Annotated in this window: 18 protein-coding genes; 11 read left to right on the top strand and 7 right to left on the bottom strand. The window is 70.5% G+C overall.

The window, feature by feature from the left end; translation table 11 throughout:
• Position 1 precedes the first annotated feature (1 nt).
• The 3 genes from ACZ5DC_RS02875 to ACZ5DC_RS02865 all read right to left on the bottom strand — a co-directional run bounded on the left by ACZ5DC_RS02875 (position 2) and on the right by ACZ5DC_RS02865 (position 1,574).
• A complete protein-coding gene (locus tag ACZ5DC_RS02875; RefSeq protein WP_468648740.1) occupies positions 2-334 on the bottom strand; it encodes a hypothetical protein in 333 nt (110 codons plus the stop codon).
• Positions 335-611: 277 nt separating this feature from the next.
• Positions 612-791 carry a hypothetical protein gene (locus tag ACZ5DC_RS02870; protein WP_468648738.1) on the bottom strand — a complete coding sequence of 60 codons (180 nt, stop codon included), beginning with the start codon at positions 789-791 and terminating at the stop codon, positions 612-614.
• Between the two features lie 255 nt (positions 792-1,046).
• The gene (locus ACZ5DC_RS02865; RefSeq protein ID WP_468648736.1) at positions 1,047-1,574 is read right to left on the bottom strand and encodes a DinB family protein; all 528 of its coding nucleotides are present in this window, start codon (positions 1,572-1,574) and stop codon (positions 1,047-1,049) included.
• A gap of 278 nt (positions 1,575-1,852) precedes the next feature.
• On the opposite strand from ACZ5DC_RS02865, the gene ACZ5DC_RS02860 reads away from it, so the two are divergent.
• The 9 genes from ACZ5DC_RS02860 (at position 1,853) to ACZ5DC_RS02820 (ending at position 12,578) form a co-directional block, all read left to right on the top strand.
• Positions 1,853-2,872: a methyltransferase gene (locus tag ACZ5DC_RS02860; RefSeq protein WP_468648734.1), complete on the top strand. Its 1,020-nt coding sequence runs from the start codon at positions 1,853-1,855 to the stop codon at positions 2,870-2,872.
• A gap of 33 nt (positions 2,873-2,905) precedes the next feature.
• Positions 2,906-4,129: a cytochrome P450 family protein gene (locus tag ACZ5DC_RS02855; RefSeq protein ID WP_468648732.1), complete on the top strand. Its 1,224-nt coding sequence runs from the start codon at positions 2,906-2,908 to the stop codon at positions 4,127-4,129.
• 50 nt (positions 4,130-4,179) lie between these two features.
• Positions 4,180-5,199: a methyltransferase gene (locus tag ACZ5DC_RS02850; RefSeq protein ID WP_468648730.1), complete on the top strand. Its 1,020-nt coding sequence runs from the start codon at positions 4,180-4,182 to the stop codon at positions 5,197-5,199.
• Between the two features lie 46 nt (positions 5,200-5,245).
• The gene (locus ACZ5DC_RS02845) at positions 5,246-6,529 is read left to right on the top strand and encodes a nucleotide disphospho-sugar-binding domain-containing protein (protein ID WP_468648728.1); all 1,284 of its coding nucleotides are present in this window, start codon (positions 5,246-5,248) and stop codon (positions 6,527-6,529) included.
• Between the two features lie 28 nt (positions 6,530-6,557).
• Positions 6,558-7,739: an acyltransferase family protein gene (locus tag ACZ5DC_RS02840; RefSeq protein WP_468648726.1), complete on the top strand. Its 1,182-nt coding sequence runs from the start codon at positions 6,558-6,560 to the stop codon at positions 7,737-7,739.
• A gap of 329 nt (positions 7,740-8,068) precedes the next feature.
• Positions 8,069-9,235, top strand: coding sequence for a winged helix DNA-binding domain-containing protein (locus ACZ5DC_RS02835; protein WP_468648724.1), 1,167 nt, complete (start codon positions 8,069-8,071; stop codon positions 9,233-9,235).
• A gap of 125 nt (positions 9,236-9,360) precedes the next feature.
• Positions 9,361-10,383, top strand: coding sequence for a methyltransferase (locus ACZ5DC_RS02830; protein ID WP_468648722.1), 1,023 nt, complete (start codon positions 9,361-9,363; stop codon positions 10,381-10,383).
• Between the two features lie 104 nt (positions 10,384-10,487).
• Complete coding sequence (locus tag ACZ5DC_RS02825; protein ID WP_468648720.1) at positions 10,488-11,210, top strand: SDR family oxidoreductase; 723 nt, start codon at positions 10,488-10,490, stop codon at positions 11,208-11,210.
• Positions 11,211-11,303: 93 nt separating this feature from the next.
• Positions 11,304-12,578 carry a nucleotide disphospho-sugar-binding domain-containing protein gene (locus tag ACZ5DC_RS02820; protein WP_468648718.1) on the top strand — a complete coding sequence of 425 codons (1,275 nt, stop codon included), beginning with the start codon at positions 11,304-11,306 and terminating at the stop codon, positions 12,576-12,578.
• Between the two features lie 81 nt (positions 12,579-12,659).
• Here ACZ5DC_RS02820 and ACZ5DC_RS02815 read toward each other — a convergent pair whose 3' ends face one another.
• A complete protein-coding gene (locus ACZ5DC_RS02815) occupies positions 12,660-13,025 on the bottom strand; it encodes a hypothetical protein (RefSeq protein ID WP_468648716.1) in 366 nt (121 codons plus the stop codon).
• A 199-nt stretch (positions 13,026-13,224) separates the two neighbouring features.
• Between ACZ5DC_RS02815 and ACZ5DC_RS02810 the strand changes: the two genes are divergently transcribed.
• Positions 13,225-13,668 carry a nuclear transport factor 2 family protein gene (locus ACZ5DC_RS02810; RefSeq protein ID WP_468648714.1) on the top strand — a complete coding sequence of 148 codons (444 nt, stop codon included), beginning with the start codon at positions 13,225-13,227 and terminating at the stop codon, positions 13,666-13,668.
• A 628-nt stretch (positions 13,669-14,296) separates the two neighbouring features.
• On the opposite strand, the gene ACZ5DC_RS02805 is transcribed toward ACZ5DC_RS02810, so the two are convergent.
• From ACZ5DC_RS02805 to ACZ5DC_RS02795, 3 genes are read right to left on the bottom strand one after another with little or no spacing between them, the layout of a single operon-like run.
• A complete protein-coding gene (locus ACZ5DC_RS02805; protein ID WP_468648712.1) occupies positions 14,297-15,220 on the bottom strand; it encodes an MBL fold metallo-hydrolase in 924 nt (307 codons plus the stop codon).
• Positions 15,217-15,753 (bottom strand): flavin reductase family protein, encoded by a 537-nt coding sequence (locus ACZ5DC_RS02800; protein ID WP_468648710.1) that lies wholly within the window; start codon positions 15,751-15,753, stop codon positions 15,217-15,219. The genes ACZ5DC_RS02805 and ACZ5DC_RS02800 overlap by 4 nt, the downstream gene beginning before the upstream one ends.
• A gap of 26 nt (positions 15,754-15,779) precedes the next feature.
• The gene (locus ACZ5DC_RS02795) at positions 15,780-16,565 is read right to left on the bottom strand and encodes an SDR family NAD(P)-dependent oxidoreductase (protein WP_468648708.1); all 786 of its coding nucleotides are present in this window, start codon (positions 16,563-16,565) and stop codon (positions 15,780-15,782) included.
• A gap of 186 nt (positions 16,566-16,751) precedes the next feature.
• Here ACZ5DC_RS02795 and ACZ5DC_RS02790 point away from each other — a divergent pair, with 186 nt between their 5' ends.
• Positions 16,752-17,216, top strand: coding sequence for an SRPBCC family protein (locus ACZ5DC_RS02790; protein ID WP_468648706.1), 465 nt, complete (start codon positions 16,752-16,754; stop codon positions 17,214-17,216).
• Positions 17,217-17,224 lie beyond the last annotated feature (8 nt).

Below are 17,224 nucleotides of genomic sequence, written 5' to 3'. Positions count from 1 at the left end.
GTCAACCCCATCTCCGCAGGGTGCGGCGCAGCAGGCTGCGGGCCGACCGTAGCGGGGGACGGCCCGCCGCGGGAAGGGTGGTGCCGGGTCGGACCAGTGGCGATTCGGACATGGTGTGGCCGCGTCCGGCGATCTCCAGGACACACGTGGCATCCTCGGCGCCCCCATGGATGTGGAGAGTGACGGCGAAGGGCTTCGGCGGGTCACCTGGCAGTTCGGCGGTGAGCGCGGTCACAGACGGGTGGTGTCCTGCTGGGTTCCGCCGGTATCCGACCACCTTGCCGTCCACGAGCAGCTCGATCTCCCGTACGGCGTGGCGCGTCTGGACCGTCACCGAGTGACCGTCCACTTCGAGGTGAAAGCGGTGGGCTCGGGACACGGCACACCTCCCGGATTCCCTCGAGGGCGGCGCGTATCTCCAGCGTAGGCCGCGTGACAGGGCGGCGCGTCCGTTCACCGCGCCCGCGGGCACGTCCCCTTCGCGAGCTGACGAAGGAAGAATGGCGAAGGGGACGCCGACACGAGCCGCTGCTACCGCCGTCCGTCCTGTGACGTGGACAGCGGTGGCACCGGCCCGCCGGGCCGCCAATCCACCGCACCGATCACTCGCGTCAGTCGACGCAACCGGCCGCCGCGAGGTCGAGCGCCATGTCCGTGATCATGTCCGCCTGGCCGCCGACCATCCTGCGCCGGCTGGCTTCGGCAAGGATCGCCCGGGTGTCCTGGCCGTGACGGCGCGCCGCGGCAACGGCGTGCCGGGGCAACGGCGTGCCGGGGAAACCGGAGTACACGGCCAGGGGAACCCGGCAGCTCGTGGCCCTCGCGGCGCGGCACGCACGACCGCCTGACCGTGGGGGCAGCGCGTCCTCCTGGCTCGCGCGCCCTCGCGATCCCCGCGCTGCGCAGCTTCCCGCTCCGGCACGGCTTCCGGACGGTCTGGTGTGCAGCAAAGCGTGTGGTGCCGTCCCCTCATCCTGACCGCCCCTGCCCAGTGCCGTCTCGTGGCGCCGTGGGAAAGCCCCGGTTTCACGAGACGGCCGGGCTCCTTACCGCTGGGCCGTGGTGTTGGCCCCGTCCAGTGCTTCCCGGATGATGTCCGCGTGGCCCGCGTGCTGCGCCGTCTCCCTGATCAGGTGCAGCAGGATCCGGCGTGCCGACCAGAACTCCGGCCCCGGCGGGGACCAGGGAGTCCTGGGGAGCGGAACATCCCCGTCCAGATCCGGCAGCCCGCTCACCGCCCTCTCGGTCTCGCACGCCGCCCTTTCGTACAGCTCCAGCAGGCCGGAGAGCGTCTCGTCCTCGGTCATCCGGTACTGGCCCATGTCGAGCATCCCGTCGGGCAGCTCCCCCTCCCCGTTGACGAGGATCTCGGTCCAGACCCGCTCGCCGCGGGTCAGGTGCTTGATGATCCCGCCCAGCGTCAGTTCGCTCACGACGGTGCGCCGTATGGCCTGCGCGTCGGTGATCCCACGGACGGTGATGAGCAACAGCTCGCGCTGCTCGGCGAGCGCACGCAGCAGCTCACCTCGCTCACCCGGCAGAACATGGGCGGGGCTGTGGAGTTTCAGTGTCACGGGCCCGACCGTAGGACACATCTAGGCCGTCACATGACCTGATTGCTGGTCGGCGCCGCCCGCGTCGACCGAACGGGTGAACGCGCCACGCGAGAGAACGGACCCGGTGGCTGCCGGGGGGCGGCCCGCCCGTACGCCGCGCCGTTTCGCCGGTACGCCGTGGCCCGCGTTCAGGCGCCGTGCGAGGCGCGCTGTGCCCCTGCTCATGCCGCCTCGGCCACGGTGGGTCAGCACCGAGCGCCCGCCACGGGACTTCTGTGACCTTCCGGAGGTACGCGATGACATCCGCCCCGCGCGACACCAGCGAGCTGAGCGCGCAGCTGTCGGAACACATGAACGGCTATCTCTACACCGCCTGTCTGTACACGGTGACCAAGGCAGGCATCGCCGACCAGCTCTCCCAGGGCCCCCGCACCGCGGCCGAACTGGGCGAGAAGACCGGCCTGCACGGACCCCACCTGCACCGCGTACTGCGCTACCTCGCCACCCGCGAGGTCTTCCGTGAGGACGAACACGGCCGCTTCGCCCTCACCCCCATGGCCGAACTCCTGCGCACCGACGTCCCCGGCTCCCTGCACGACCCCTTCCTCATGCTCGGCGAGGACCTCTACTGGAAGCCATTGGCCCGCATGTACGACACGGTGCGGCAGGGGCACACCGTGTTCGACGAGATCTTCGGCGCCGGCTTCTTCGCCTACCTGCAAACCGTCCCCGAAACAGCCTCCGTCTTCAACGCCGGCGCGGCGGGATTCTCCCGGCTGTGGAACGAACACATCGCCACCAGCTACGACTTCCCCGACGGCGCGAGGATCACCGACATCGGCGGCGGCACCGGCAGCCTCCTGCGCGAGATCCTCACCGCCCACCCCCACATCACCGGCACCCTCTACGACCAGCAGTCCGTCATCGACGAACACCAACTCGACACCCCCGACATCAGCGGCCGCTGGAACGTCGCAGCCGGCGACTTCTTCGACAGCGTCCCCGCCGGCGCCGACTACTACATCCTCAAATCCGTCCTCCACGACTGGAGCGACACCGACTGCCTGCGGATCCTCAAGTCCGTCCGAGAAGCCGTCCACGACGGCAGCAAACTCCTCGTCGTCGACCCCGTCATCCCGCCCGGCAACCAGCCCCACGCCAGCAAGACCATCGACGCGATGATGATGGTCATTCACGACGGCAAGGAACGCACCCAGGCGGAGTTCGAGGGCATCCTCGCCAAGGGCGGCTTCACGGTCACCCGGATCCTGCCGACCCCCTCCCTGATGTCCATCGTCGAGTGCGTCCCCGCCTGAGCGGGTGCCGCGAGTCGGGAGGAGGTTCCCGGGGTGAGTGAAGAGGCAATCGTCGATCTGGCGGCGTTGGGGCCGGACTTCGCGCGCGACCCGCATCCGACGTACGCGGAGCTGCGCAGGCGGGGACCTGTGCACCGGGTGTTGCTGCCGGAGGGTTTCACCGCCTGGCTCGTCGTGGGCTACGAGGAGGCCAGAGCAGCGCTGTCCGACCCACGTCTGTCGAACGACTGGCGCAATGCTCCCGGTGCGGCGGACACGGACGACGACCCGTGGTCGAGTCCCCACATGCTGATCTCCGACCCGCCCCGGCACACGAGGCTGCGCAAGCTGGTGGTCAGGGAGTTCACTCCTCGGCGTGTCCAGGCGCTCGGGCCACGGGTGCAGGAGGTCACCGACGAACTGATCGAAGCGATGCTCGCCCGCCCGGACGGCCGTGCCGACCTCGTCCAGGACTTCGCGTTCCCCTTGCCCGCGGCGATCATCTGCGAGCTGCTCGGTGTTCCGTTCGGCGACCGTGACAAGTTCCACCGCTGGACCACGCAGGTGACCAAGCAGTGGAACGGGGCCGAGGCGGAGGCGGCCCTCGCCGAACTGGACGGCTATCTGAAGGCGTTGCTGGAGGACAAGCGAGCGAACCCGGGCGACGACCTGCTCAGCGGACTCGTCCGCCGGCGCGAGGAGGACGAGGACGCCCTGTCCGACGCCGAGATGGTCGGGCTTGCCGTGCTGCTCCTCGTCGCCGGACACGAGACGACCACCGGTCTCCTGTCCAACGGGATGCTCGCGCTGCTCCGGCATCCTGATCAGCTGAGCGCGCTGCGCGCCGACTTCTCGCTCCTGGACGGAGCCGTCGAGGAGATGCTGCGGCACAGCGGCCCGACCGGAACCTCCCTGCACCGCTTCACCACCCAGCCCGTCCAGATCGGCGGCACCACCATCCCCGGCGGGGGCGAACTCGTCCTCATCGGAAACACTCCCGCCAACCGCGATCCGAGCCGTTTCCCGGACCCGGACCGCTTCGACATCCGGCGCGGGCCGACCAGCCATCTGGCCTTCGGGCACGGCATTCACACGTGTTTCGGTGCCCCCCTGGCCAGGCTGGAGGCGAAGACCGCGGTCCGCTCCCTGCTGGAACGCTGCCCGGAGCTGGCCCTCGACGCCGATCCCGCCGCACTGACCTGGTACCCGAGCGTGATGATGCGCGGCCTGCGTCAACTCCCGGTCCGTGTGCGTTCCACGAGCCGCAGCGGTTCGTGACCTGCCCGAGCACCCGCCCCCTTCCTTTCCCCATCCGCAGGAGGTACGCGATGACATCCGCCCCGCGCGACACCAGCGAGCTGAGCGCGCAGCTGTCGGAACACATGAACGGCTATCTCTACACCGCCTGTCTGTACACGGTGACCAAGGCGGGCATCGCCGACCAGCTCTCCCAGGGCCCCCGCACCGCGGCCGAACTGGGCGAGAAGACCGGCCTGCACGGACCCCACCTGCACCGCGTACTGCGCTACCTCGCCACCCGCGAGGTCTTCCGTGAGGACGAACACGGCCGCTTCGCCCTCACCCCCATGGCCGAACTCCTGCGCACCGACGTCCCCGGCTCCCTGCACGACCCCTTCCTCATGCTCGGCGAGGACCTCTTCTGGAAGCCGTACGCCCGCATGTACGACACGGTGCGGCAGGGGCACACCGTGTTCGACGAGATCTTCGGCGCCGGCTTCTTCGCCCACCTGCAAACCGTCCCCGAAACAGCCTCCGTCTTCAACGCCGGTACGGCGGGATTCTCCCGGCTGTGGAACGAACACATCGCCACCAGCTACGACTTCCCCGACGGCGCGAGGATCACCGACATCGGCGGCGGCACCGGCAGCCTCCTGCGCGAGATCCTCACCGCCCACCCCCACATCACCGGCACCCTCTACGACCAGCAGTCCGTCATCGACGAACACCAACTCGACACCCCCGACATCAGCGGCCGCTGGAACGTCGCAGCCGGCGACTTCTTCGACAGCGTCCCCGCCGGCGCCGACTACTACATCCTCAAATCCGTGCTCCACGACTGGAGCGACACCGACTGCCTGCGTATCCTCAAGTCCGTCCGAGAAGCCGTCCACGACGGCAGCAAACTCCTCGTCGTCGACCCCGTCATCCCGCCCGGCAACCAGCCTCACGCCAGCAAGACCATCGATGTGTCCATGCTCGCGGTGGTGGACGGCAAGGAGCGTACCCAGGCGGAGTTCGAGGGCATCCTCGCCAAGGGCGGCTTCACGGTCACCCGGATCCTGCCGACCCCCTCCCTGATGTCCATCGTCGAGTGCGTCCCCGCCTGACGACCGTCGGCCCGCAGCGCGACCGCGTCCCACCGGAGGAGACCCGATGCGCGTCATGATCGTCGTGTGGCCCCTGCCGGCCCACCTCTATCCCACACTCCCGCTGGCCTGGGCACTGCAGGGCGCGGGACACGAGGTCTGCGTCGCCTCGCACCCCGATCTGGCCGGCGTCATCACCGCGGCCGGATTGGACGCGGTCGCGCTCGGCACGCCGGAGACGATGCCCTCGCCATCGGAGGTGGGCGACTTCCTCCTCTCCGAGGAGCACCGCACGTGTCTCACCGAGGCGCTGTCACTGTCCCCGGACGACCACGTGTGGGGGACTTTCAGCACCTACACCTACGCGTCCTCGCGGATCTTCCACCCCGAGGACGGCGCCCCACAGGAGCGCTGGGCCGGTGTGGACGCCCTGGTCTCGGTGGCACGGCGCCGGCGTCCGGACCTGGTGCTCTGGGATCCCAACTGGCCGTCCGGGGCGGTGGCGGCGCGGGACGTGGGCGCGGCGCACGCACGGGTGCTGTGGGGTCACGACTTCGTCGGCTGGGCCGCCCACACCACCGCGCTGGGCCGGGAGGCGCTGCGGACGGCCGGCCTGGCCGATCCCGTGGCGGAGCTGGTTCGGCCGAGCGCCGAACGGTACGGCATCACGGTCGACGACGAGCTGCTGTTCGGCCAGTTCACCGTCGACCCGATGCTCCCGGACATGCAACTGCGGGCCCCGTGCCGCAGGGTTCCGGTCCGTCGCATCCCCTACGGAGGGCCCGGCGTGATCCCCGCGTGGCTGGACACGCCGGTCGACCGACCGCGGCTGGCCGTTTCCCTGGGGACGACGCAGCGCGCGTACCACAACGACCGCCACCTTGTCGCGGATCTACTCGACGTGGTGTCCGGTCTGGACGTCGACGTGGTGGCGACCCTGGACGCCTCGCAACTGGCCGGCAGGGCGGTACCGGCCAACGTGCGCACCGTCAGCTATCTGCCACTCGGCGTGCTGCTGCCGACCTGCACGGCGATCGTCCACCACGGCGGCATCGGCACGCTCACCGCAGCGGTCGCGTGCGGAGTGCCGCAGTTCGTGGTGGCGGACGCGACGGCGGCGTACGCGGGCAACGCACGCTATGTGCACGACTACGGAGCCGGTCTGACCGTCGGTCCGGAGACGACCCCGGACGAGATGCGGAAGAACCTGGTGCGGGTGCTGACGGAGCCCTCGTTCCAGGACGCCGCCGAACAGCTGCGCCGCGACTGGCTCGCCGTGCCGAGCCCGAACGACATCGTGCCCGTCCTGGAGGGACTCGTGTCGTCGCTTCGCCAGGGTCACCGGCTCTGACGGCCGGACAGGACGTAAAGGAGGAGTCATGACTGCGTCGTCGACCGCGAACGAGCGATCCCGGTTACCCTCTCTCACCGGTGCCAGGTTCATCGCCGCCTGCATGGTGGTGGTCTGCCATGTGGGCATTGCCCTGATCCCCCGGCTCGGGAACACACGGGCGATCGACTATCAGCGCTACGCCGAAGCCTCGGGGAACGTCGGCGTCTCGTTCTTCTTCGTGCTGAGCGGTTTCATCCTCACCTGGGTGAGCCGGCCGGACGACACCCCGAGGCGCTTCTGGCGCAGGCGCCTCGTGAAGATCTTCCCGAATCACCTCGTCACCCTGTCGGCCGCGCTGTTGCTGATGCTGTCCGCGGGTGTGCTCATCACCACCGTCAACACGGTACCGACGGTCTTCCTCGTGCAAAGCTGGATCCCCGTTCAGGACGCGGTCGTCAACTACGGCTCCAATGCTCCGAGTTGGTCCCTCTCCTGCGAGATGCTGTTCTACCTGTCGTTCCCGCTGCTGCTGCGGCTGACGCGGGGCATCCGGCCGCAGCACCTGTGGCGGTGGGTGGTGGGTGTGGCCGTCACGATCGCCCTGGTTCCACTGCTGGCCCGGCTGCTGCCCGATCACCCGCGGATGCCGTTGACGAACGAGCCGTGGTGGGAGGTGTGGTTCACCTACTACTTCCCCGTCACCCGCCTGCTCGAGTTCGTCCTCGGTATCCTGACCGCGCTGATCGTTCTCCATCGGCGCCGGGTCCTCCTCGGGCCGGGACCGGCTCTGCTCCTGGCGGTGGGAGCCTTCGTCGGCGGGGCGAACCTGCCCGGAACGTACGACCGGGTGGCCGCCACCGCGCTCCCCCTCGCCCTGCTGATTGCCGCCCTCGCCAAGGCCGACGTACTCGACCGGAGCAAAGTGCTGGGCAGCCGCCTCATGGTCCGCCTCGGCGAGATCTCGTTCAGCCTGTATCTGGTGCACTACCTCGTTGTCTGTTACGGACCGATCGGTGCCGTCCGACCGGAGAACTGGGCCAAGCGGATGAGCGTCCCTGCGGCGCTGGGCTACGGGGTCCTCACGCTGGTGATCAGCCTGGTCCTTGCCTGGCTGCTGTACACGTTCGTGGAGGCCCCAGCCATGCGGCGCCTCAGCGGCCGGACGCCCGGGAAGGTTCCTCCGCGGTTGGAGGAACCCGCCACGGAGCGGCCGGCCCCCGCCGCCTGACAGCCGGACCGCTGTCGGAGGGGTGGTGGTGGCTGACACGGGCTGCGGCGTCGGTACCCCGTTCCGCCTCGCACTGGAGGAACGGGGTCCGGCCCATGTGCTGGCACTGACCGGGAAGGAAGTCGCCCACCTGGAGGAGGCCGGGCCTCACCGGCACGGCCCAAGAGGGCCTGGGACCGCTGACCCCGGCCTTCGGGGCGCCGGGGCCGGTCAACGCCCATGTCGCCGTCGGCCGTCCGTGAACGACCGGCGACGGCATGGGCGTTGTCCTTCCGCTGCTACACTCGCCGCTCCTTTTCGAGCCGACAAGAAATCAGAGGGACGATTCCATGAACCCCGACCTCCCGGAGCTGTCGTGGCCCGGAGTCTCCGCCAGGCGGATGGAGCGAAGCTCTCTTTCCACGCCCTCCCGGCAGGCCGGTCCCGCCGACATCGTCAGCGCCATGTGCGGCGCGCACGCACAGGTGCTGTCGGCCGCCGAGTTGTCCGTGGCGCTGCGGATCGACGGCGCCACCCGCAGCGATGTCCGCACCGCGTTATGGGACCGACGGCAGATGGTGAAGATGTACGGTCCGCGCGGCACCGTTCATCTGCTGACCACCGCCGACCTCCCCCTGTGGATCGGGGCGTTCAGTTCCATCCCGCAGTCTCCCAGTCCGTTCCCCAAGGACGTCCGGATGACCGAGGACCAGACGGAACAGGTGGTCGCGGCCATCGGGAAGTCCCTGGAGAGCGCCGAGCTGACGATCGACGAACTCAGCGACGCCGTGGTGGAGGCCACCGGTCCCTGGGCTGGAGACCTCGTCATGGAGGCTTTCCAGGGGAAGTGGCCCCGCTGGCGGCAGGCCATGACCCTGGCCGCCCACCGAGGGGTCCTGTGCTTCGCCCCGAACCGCGGCCGCAAGGTGACTTACACCAACCCGCTGCGCTATCTGAGCGGCGTCCGCCCCCTCGACGGACCCACGGCCCAGCGCGAGCTCGTCCAGCGGTACCTGCACGCCTACGGACCGGCCACGCCGCAGAACTTCGCCCAATGGCTCAACGCGCCCCGGGGGTGGGCCAGCAATCTCTTCCAGTCCCTCGACGGCGAGATACAGCAAGTCGCCTTCGAGGGCACCACCGCATGGGTCAACGCCGGCGACACCACGGTTCCGGCCGCCCCCCCTCGGGGCGTGCGGCTGCTGCCGTACTTCGACGCCTACGTGGTGGCCGCCCAGCCACGCAACCGCCTCTACCCCGGCCGCGCCGCCGAGCGTGCCCTCACCCCGTCGGGGCAGGCAGGCAACTATCCGGTACTCCTGATCGACGGCACCGTCGCGGGGGTATGGCACCAGCGCCGCTCCGGGCGCAGGATCCACGTCACGGTGGAGCCCCTCGAGCCCCTGTCCGCCGCCCACGTCGCCGAACTGGACGAACAGATCGAGCGTGTGGGAGCCGCCCTGGAGGGCAAGCCCGAACGCACCATCGGCACGGTGTCGGTGGGCGGGCACGCCTGAGCCGTCCGGTCGTCGGCGTGCCCACGTACCGGCCGCTCACGGTGCATCCGCCCTCAAGCCCCCATTGAGCGCTGTGCCGCACGCTGTTGCTCCCCACCGGGATGACGAAGGAATGGAGACAGTGGATGAGCAGCGCTCTGGAACAGGACAGCAGTCTGCGCCTGCTGGCGCTCGGTGACGGCTTCATCTACGCACGGGCGCTGCACCTCGCCGCGGAGCTGGGCATAGCCGATCTGCTGGCGGACGGCCCGCGGTCCGCGGAGGAACTCGCGCGGCTCACCGCGACCGATCCGGGCACTCTGCACAGCATGCTGCGAGCCCTGGCCGGCTGCGGGGTGTTCACGGAGCTGTCACCCGGCCGCTTCGCGCTCACGCCCGTCGGTGAGTGCCTGCGGTCGGACCATCCCCGTTCCGTACGGACCACGATCGCCCAGTCGGGTCGGATCACGGCCCGGGCCTTCCAGCACGCCGATCACGCCCTGCGCACCGGCGACGGGGCCTTCGCGACGGCCTTCGGCCAGCCGTTCTGGGAGTTCCTGCGGGACAACCCGGAGGAGGGCGCCGCGTTCGACACGGCCATGCAGGAGCACAGCCGGGTCGAACGGCGGGCGATCATCGAGGCGTACGACTTCCCCGACACGGGCCGGATCGTCGATGTGGGGGGCGGGGACGGCACCCTGCTCGCCGCGGTGCTCCAGGATCGCCCCAAGACGACCGGCGTGCTGTTCGACCTGCCGCACGTGGTCGAGCGAAACTGCATCGGGGAGGCGGAACTCGGCGAGCGCTGTGAGATCGTGGGCGGCGACATCTTCGGGGAGCTGCCCCCGGGCGGGGATCTGTACCTGATGAAGTCGGTACTGCACGGCTGGACCGACTCCGACGTGCTCACCATCCTGCGCGGCTGCCGACAGGCGATGAAACCGGACAGCAGGCTGCTGCTCATCGAGCGGGTGATCCCCCCGGGCGACGTCCCGCACACGAGCAAGGCCTTCGACTTCGCCATGCATGTCATGGCGGGCGGCCAGGAGCGTACCGGCGACGAGTACACGCGGCTGCTCGTCGAGGCCGGGTTCACCGTCCGTCGGTTCATCCCGACCGGCTCGGTGCAGAGCATCGTGGAAGCGACCCTTCCCGGCGCGCAGCGCTGACGGCGACAGGGCGGGGGCGGCCCACCGCCGGCGGGCCGCCCCCGCCCTCGTGTGCATGAGCGCCGCACCAGAAGGACACGAGCCGCCGGTGCGATGCTCCCCCCATGGCTGCAGACCGCAAGATCGCCCTGATCACGGGCGCCAACAAGGGAATCGGATTCGAGACTGCGCGGCGTCTGGGCGCGCTGGGCGTCGTGGTGCTTGCCGGGGCCCGTGACAAGTCCCGCGGTGAGGCCGCCGTGGAACGGTTGCGCGCCGAAGGGGCCGACGCGCACTTCCTCCATCTGGACGTGACGGACCCGGAGCTGATCGAGCGGGCCGCCCGCCGCGTCGACGAGCGCCATGGCCGGCTGGACATCCTCGTCAACAACGCCGGGATCAACGTCGAGTGGCCGTTCAACGTCCCCAGCGAGGTCAGTGTCGAGCAGCTCAAAACCACGTTCGAGACGAACGTGCACGGTGTGGCGGCGGTGACGAACGCCGTCCTTCCGCTGCTCCGCCGGTCGGCGGCGGGCCGGATCGTCAACGTCTCCAGCGAGATGGGGCTGCCCGCGTGGCTGGACGGGTCCGAGATGCCGGCCATCACGGCGTACAGCGTGTCCAAGGCGGCGCTGAACATGCTGACGCTGCTGTACGCCAACGAGCTGCGGGACACCCCGATCAAGGTGAACGCCTGCTCCCCGGGGTTCGTGGCGACGGACATCAACGACGGCTTCGGTGAGCGCACGGCCGAGCAGGGCGCCGCCATAGAGGTCCGCCTCGCCATGCTCGACGCGGACGGCCCCACAGGCCGCTTCGTCACGGACGAAGGCATCCGGCCCTGGTGACCGGCCGACGGCCCCGGAGCCGGGGCGGCACAGGTACCGGACGATCCGCCCCCAGGCACCCGACACCCTGGTGAGTCACTGAGGAGTTCTCTTATGCGCATCCTGTTCGTCGTCTGGCCCATGGCGGCGCATCTCTACCCGATCGTTCCCCTGGCGCGCGCCTTCCAGGCCGCGGGGCACGAGACCCGCGTCGCCTCGCACCCGGCCCTGGTCGAGGAGATCACCGGCGCCGGCCTCGCCGCGGTCTCGGTGGGCACACCGGACACCATGCCATCGCTGTCCGAAGTGGGCGATTACGTACTGCCCGAGGAAGAGCGGAGCCGCCTGGCCAAGGCGTTCCACATCACCGGTGCGGACGAGCACGCGTGGTTCATGTTCAGTTACTTCGCACTCGCCGGGACCCGGATCTTCCACTCCCCCGGCAGCGCCTCCGACGGAGCCGTCCCCGGCACGGACCACCTGGTGGACATCGCCCGCGCCTGGGAACCCGATCTCGTCCTGTGGGACATGTGGCCCGCCGCAGCCATCGCCGCACGGGTCACCGGCGCGGCGCACGCCCGGTTCCTGTGGGGACCCGACTACTGCGGCTGGGCCCGGCAGCGGTACCTGAGGCTGGGCGGGGCGGAGTGGACGGGTCAGCAGGAACCGCTGGCGGAGGCGGTGACGGAGGCGGCTCAGCGGCACGGCGTCACGGTCGACGACGAGCTCCTCCTGGGCCAGCTGACCCTGGACCCGACACCGGCGGTGCTGCGCCTGGACACCGCGGCACCGACCGTGTCGATGCGCCGGGTGCCCTACACCGGGACGGACATCGTGCCGGACTGGCTCCACGAGCGTCCGCGGCGGCCCCGGGTGGCTGTGTCCCTGGGCATGTCGGGCCGGGAGTACGCGACCAACGGTGCCCTGGTCTCGAAGCTGCTCGAGATGGTGGCGGACCTCGACATCGAGGTCGTGGCCACCCTCAACGAGGTTCAACTGACCGGGCAACGGGTCCCGGACAACGTACGGGCCCTCGACTACGTCCCCTTCAACCAGTTGCTGCCCACCTGTTCCGCGATCATTCACCACGGTGGCAGCGGCACGGTCATGGCCGCCGCGGCCCATCGGGTGCCGCAGCTCATCGAGGAAGAGGGACTGGAGTCGGCCACGTACGCGCCCTATGTGATGCGGTACGGGGCGGGGCTGACCCTGGATCACAAGCGGCAGTCCGTCGACGTGATGCGCGCGCGGCTCCTGCGTGTTCTGCACGAGCCCTCGTTCCGCGCGGGGGCGGACGCCCTTCACGCCGAGTGGCTGACCATGCCGTCCCCGCGTGACGTCGTGCCGGTGCTCGAGGAGCTGACGCGGCACCACCGTCTGCGCCACTGAGACAGTCGCGTCAGCCTCGCCGGAACGCGCCGCACACCCTCCGTGGGCGGCGCGTTCCGTCGCGCTCCGGCGGAGGGGCTGTCAGACGCGGGTCGACCTGCCCTCGGCACGTACGCTGGCCAGCAGTCGGTCGTCCGCGTCGTAGACGTGGGAGATGCCGCTGCAGGTGAAGGTGTCACCGCTCAGCACCCCCGCCTGCTCGATGTCCACCCAGCCGGAGAAGACCCCGCTCTCGTCGAACTCCAGCTCCACGATCCGGAACGAGAACGTGTCCGGGCCGGTCTTGTTCCAGTACCCCGCGCCGACGGAACCGGGGCGTGGCCCGGCGAGGATCATGGCCCGTCCGTTCTCGGTGAAGCGCAGCGTGCTGGTGTACGACCGCCCCTGCAAAGTGAGCTGTTCGGTCCAGGTGCCGGCCGGAGTCGTGGTCCCCGGGATGTCGTTCATGCCATGTCCACCTCTCGGCTGCGATGCGCTGACGGGTCAACGGTGCGCCCTTCGACTCGACGAGCACTCGAAGCCGTACCACACGGCGGCTGCGGCGGGCCGCGCGTCGAGCGTCCTCCGGTTGACCTGGTCTCCAGTGGAGTTGGAGGGGACTCGGGCACCGTTTACGGCGTCTCGTACATCGTCGAGGGGAGTCGTCGTGTCCCGAACCCTGCACAACTCGGTCTCGCAGGTCACCGGAGACCTTTACGCGGAGGTCCAGACGTTCTACGCCCGCCAGATGCGACGGGCCGACTCCCTCGACATCGAGGGCTTCGCCGAGACGTTCACCGACGACGGCGAGGTCGTGCACGCCGACGGTGGGCGGACCCGCGGCCGGACCGAGATGATCGCCGCCATGCGAGCCAGGCTGCCCCGGTACAAGGGCACGTCGACGCAGCACTGGTTCGGCCAGGTGCTCATCGAACCCCTGGCCGACGGTGAACTGGGCGTCTCCTACTACACACTCGTCGCCCAGGTGGACGAGGAGGGGCTGTCCTTCCAGCCCACCTACACCGTGGACGATGTGCTGGTGCGCGAGTCCGACGGCGGCCTGCGGACGCGCTCCCGGATCATCCGCCGAAGCGCTCCCGGCCCGCAGTGACGGTCCCCTCCGTCCCCGGTCCGGGACCACCGGTCGCCTCCCGCGGGCCGCGGGCGGAGATCACCGGACCCATCGGACGGAAGAACCTGTCCCAGGCGCCCGCGGACCTCGTGCCCCGGCGCGTCCGCACGGGCGCGCCCCTTCGGCCGTACGGCGGCCGGTGCGCCGCCTGCATCGCCGCGTGGCGGACTCCTGGCACCCGGCCTGCCGGTCTGCGAACGGGCCGGGTCCGCGCACCGCTCCCGCCGCCCGCGGTGACGGGGGCGGCGGGCATCCGGGATCTCACGCGGCCGGCCGCGGTCCCGGCCCGGGTGACGGCCGGGTGCCCGGCCGGGTTCGAACAGCGGCGCCGGCCGCGAGCCTGCCGCACGTCCGGCACGGTTCTCGTCCAGCAGGGCGACGGCGGCCTGGTCCGCCTGAGAAAACCTCGGCGCGGGCCATGGCCGAGACCGGGCCTTCCCCACCCGCGATGCCACCGCCCACCACGGAGGGCGGGGCACGTCCCTCATCGCGCGGGCGCCAAAGGGTGTCTGCGACTCCTGGAGGACGATCGGTACACCGGGGGCCGCGGCGCTGGTGGCCCTGGCCGGACGGGCCGGTGACGCGATGGTGCGTCACCGGCCCGTCCTCAGGCGCGGCACTCCGGCAGACCTCCGTGGAACTCGCACATCTCCTTGAACGACCCGGCGACGTCGATCCGGGCCCCCGGTGGCAGTCCCTCCAACTCGGCGTAGGCGCGATGGAGGTTGCCGAGGAGGCGTTCCGGGTCGGCAAGTCCGGCGTACGGGCCCGGCAGGGCCCGCCTGGCGGCCTCGAGAGGGGACAGCCCGGCCAGCAGACCGTCTTCGGCCACCCCCCGGCACCACCGGAGGTACTCCTCGGTCCGGTCCAGCAGCTCGGGTCCGCCGGCCTCGCCGTGGCCCGGCACCACCACTCGGGGCCGCAGCGCGCGCATCCGGGCGACAGCCCGCAGCGACCCCTCCACCGACCCCATGAGCACGTAGGGCGTGACGCCCGACCACACCACGTCACCGGTGAACAGCACACCCCGCTCGGGGACCCAGACGGCGACGTCCGTCGCCGTGTGAGCGGGTCCGATGTGCAGCAGCTCCACCCGGGGCCCGGACGCGCCCAGATGCAGGGTGAGTGCGGTGCGGAAGGTCAGCGTCGGCAGCACGAGGCGGGTCTCGCCCCATGCGACCTGCGGCCACAGGCCGCGCAGGCCCAGTCCCGCCTCTGCCATGTCGGCACGGGTCCCCTCATGCGCGACGATCGTCGCCCGCGGTGCGAAGAGGCCGTTGCCGAACACGTGGTCGCCGTGGAAGTGGGTGTTGACGACGATGTCGGGGCCGTCCTTGGCGATCGCGGCGACCTGGTCTCGCAGGTGCGTCGCACGGGCTTCGGTGGCGGCGGTGTCCACCAGTACGCAGGCGTCGGGGCCGACGACGAGTCCGGCGTTGTTCAGGCACCAGCCGCCCGGAAGCTGGAGATAGGCGTACACGCCGTCGGCGAGTCGTGTCAGCCGTCCGGGCGGGGCGACGACGCCGGTCACGTCGCCGCCCCGGACGGGCCGGACAGGGCCGTGTAGCCGCCGTGGTGGAAGACCAGCGGCTGCCGGCCCGACGCGCCGCCGGAGACGGCGACCACCCGGCCGACGAGCAGCGCGTGGTCCCCGGCCTCGAACTCGTGGTGCAGCTCGCACTCCAGCCAGGCCGCCGCCGAGGGGACCACGGCGTTGCCCGTGACGCCGGGCACCCCGCCGAGGCGGCTCATCGCTGTGGTGCCCTCAGGGCGGTCCGGCAGGCAGAACTCCCGTGACAGCTCCCGCTGGTCGCTGCTCAGCACATTGACCGCGTACCCGCCGCGGGCCCGTACGCGGGGGCGCATCCGGCCGTCCGCCTTGACGGACACCAGGATCAGCAGCGGATCCAGGGACACGGAGGTCAGGCTGTTGAGGGTCATGACGACCAGGTCGTCGTCCCGGCCGCAGGTGAGCAGGGTCACCCCGGTGGGAAAACAGCTCATCGTCGCCCGGAACACGGCCGCGTCCGGACGCGTCTGTGTGGTGTCGAGCGGATGTGTCATCGTCTCGCTCCGGATGGTGGGAGTCATCAGTAGTTGCCGAGTCCACCGCAGACGTTGAGCGCCTGGGCCGTGATCGCGGCGGCGGCGTCCGTCGTCAGATAGCCGACGAGCCCGGCGACCTCCTCCGGTGACACGTAGCGCCCCAGGGGGATCCGCGCTTCGAACCGGCTGCGGATCTCCTCTTCGCTGACGCCGTGGTACGCGGCATGTCCCTGACGGACGCGTGCAGCCATGGGGGTCTCCACGAAGCCGGGGCAGACGGCGTTCACGGTGACGCCGGTCCGGGCCAGTTCCAGGCCGACGGCCTTGGTGAAACCGACCACGCCGTGCTTGGACGCGGAGTACGGGGCAGCCAGCGCCACGCCCTGCTTGCCGCCCGTGGACGCGATGTTGATCACGCGCCCCCAGCCGGCCTCGAGCATTCCGCCCCTGGCCAGGACTTCGCGGGTGACCCTGAAGACGCCGTGCAGGTTGGTGTCGATCACATCCAGCCATGTGGCATCGTCGAGATGCGCGGTCTCGCCGCCGCCGTTGCGTCCCGCGTTGTTGACCAGGACGCCGATCGGTCCGTGAGCGGCGACCGCGTCCGCCACGGCCGCCCGTACCTGCTCGGTCGAGGTGACGTCGCATACCGTGCCCGAGACCTCCAGCCCCTCCTCGCGCATCCTCTTCACGAGGGCACGCACGTTCTCGGCGCCACGCGCACAGCCGAAGACCACCATGCCCCGGCGGGCCAGCAGCTCGGTCACGGCCAGGCCGATCCCGCTGGTCGCACCGGTGACAAAGGCCACCCGCCGTTCCGTGCCTGTCATCCTGCTCTCCCGTCCTCGACAGTCCGCCGCGCACGACCGTGGCAACGCCCGCTTGCGCGGGTCTCGAAACGGGCTGGAGGCCCCGGCCGGTCAAGCACGGTTCCACGGTGTGTCGAGGACGCGGCGCGAGGGTGGGCGGCGCCCGCACCCGCGGGCCCCGCGCCGCTCGGAGTTGAGGAGTTTTCGATGCCGGAAGAGATCCCTGACGTCAGGAAGTCGGTGGTGGTGGCAGCGTCCGTGGAGCGCTGCTTCGAGGTCTTCACCGAGCACCCCGCCGACTGGTGGCCGCCCTCGCACGTACTGGTGAAGAAGGAGCGGGCGGGTCTCGCCTTCGAACCCTTCGTCGGCGGGCGCTACTACGAGTGGGACGTCGACGGCAACGAGATCACCTGGGGCCGCGTCCTGGAATGGGATCCGCCGCACCGGCTCGCCATGACCTGGCGGATAGACGGCCACTGGCAGTCCGTCCCGGACGACGACCGGGCGAGCGAGATCGAGGTCGACTTCACCGCCGCGGGCAGCGAAGGCACACGTGTCGAGCTGGCGCACGTCAAGCTGCACCGGCACGGCGACGGGGCGTGGAACATCCACAAGGCACTGGACGGGCCGAGCCCGGGAGAGACCCTGGCCCGCTTCGCGAACGCCCTCTGACCCGGACT

The sequence above is a fragment of the Streptomyces sp. NPDC031445 genome, assembly GCF_055581365.1.
Note: the sequence above shows the minus strand (reverse complement) of the source record. Positions and strands in the feature narration are given on the sequence as shown.

What these genes read in the sequence shown, in the direction of transcription:
- ACZ5DC_RS02860 (WP_468648734.1), top strand. Translation starts at nt 1,853, where the DNA reads ATGACATCCGCCCCGCGCGACACCAGCGAGCTGAGCGCGCAGCTGTCG.
- ACZ5DC_RS02850 (WP_468648730.1), top strand. Translation starts at nt 4,180, where the DNA reads ATGACATCCGCCCCGCGCGACACCAGCGAGCTGAGCGCGCAGCTGTCG.
- ACZ5DC_RS02845 (WP_468648728.1), top strand. Translation starts at nt 5,246, where the DNA reads ATGCGCGTCATGATCGTCGTGTGGCCCCTGCCGGCCCACCTCTATCCC.
- ACZ5DC_RS02840 (WP_468648726.1), top strand. Translation starts at nt 6,558, where the DNA reads ATGACTGCGTCGTCGACCGCGAACGAGCGATCCCGGTTACCCTCTCTC.
- ACZ5DC_RS02835 (WP_468648724.1), top strand. Translation starts at nt 8,069, where the DNA reads ATGAACCCCGACCTCCCGGAGCTGTCGTGGCCCGGAGTCTCCGCCAGG.
- ACZ5DC_RS02830 (WP_468648722.1), top strand. Translation starts at nt 9,361, where the DNA reads ATGAGCAGCGCTCTGGAACAGGACAGCAGTCTGCGCCTGCTGGCGCTC.
- ACZ5DC_RS02825 (WP_468648720.1), top strand. Translation starts at nt 10,488, where the DNA reads ATGGCTGCAGACCGCAAGATCGCCCTGATCACGGGCGCCAACAAGGGA.
- ACZ5DC_RS02820 (WP_468648718.1), top strand. Translation starts at nt 11,304, where the DNA reads ATGCGCATCCTGTTCGTCGTCTGGCCCATGGCGGCGCATCTCTACCCG.
- ACZ5DC_RS02815 (WP_468648716.1), bottom strand. Translation starts at nt 13,025, where the DNA reads ATGAACGACATCCCGGGGACCACGACTCCGGCCGGCACCTGGACCGAA.
- ACZ5DC_RS02800 (WP_468648710.1), bottom strand. Translation starts at nt 15,753, where the DNA reads ATGACACATCCGCTCGACACCACACAGACGCGTCCGGACGCGGCCGTG.
- ACZ5DC_RS02795 (WP_468648708.1), bottom strand. Translation starts at nt 16,565, where the DNA reads ATGACAGGCACGGAACGGCGGGTGGCCTTTGTCACCGGTGCGACCAGC.
- ACZ5DC_RS02790 (WP_468648706.1), top strand. Translation starts at nt 16,752, where the DNA reads ATGCCGGAAGAGATCCCTGACGTCAGGAAGTCGGTGGTGGTGGCAGCG.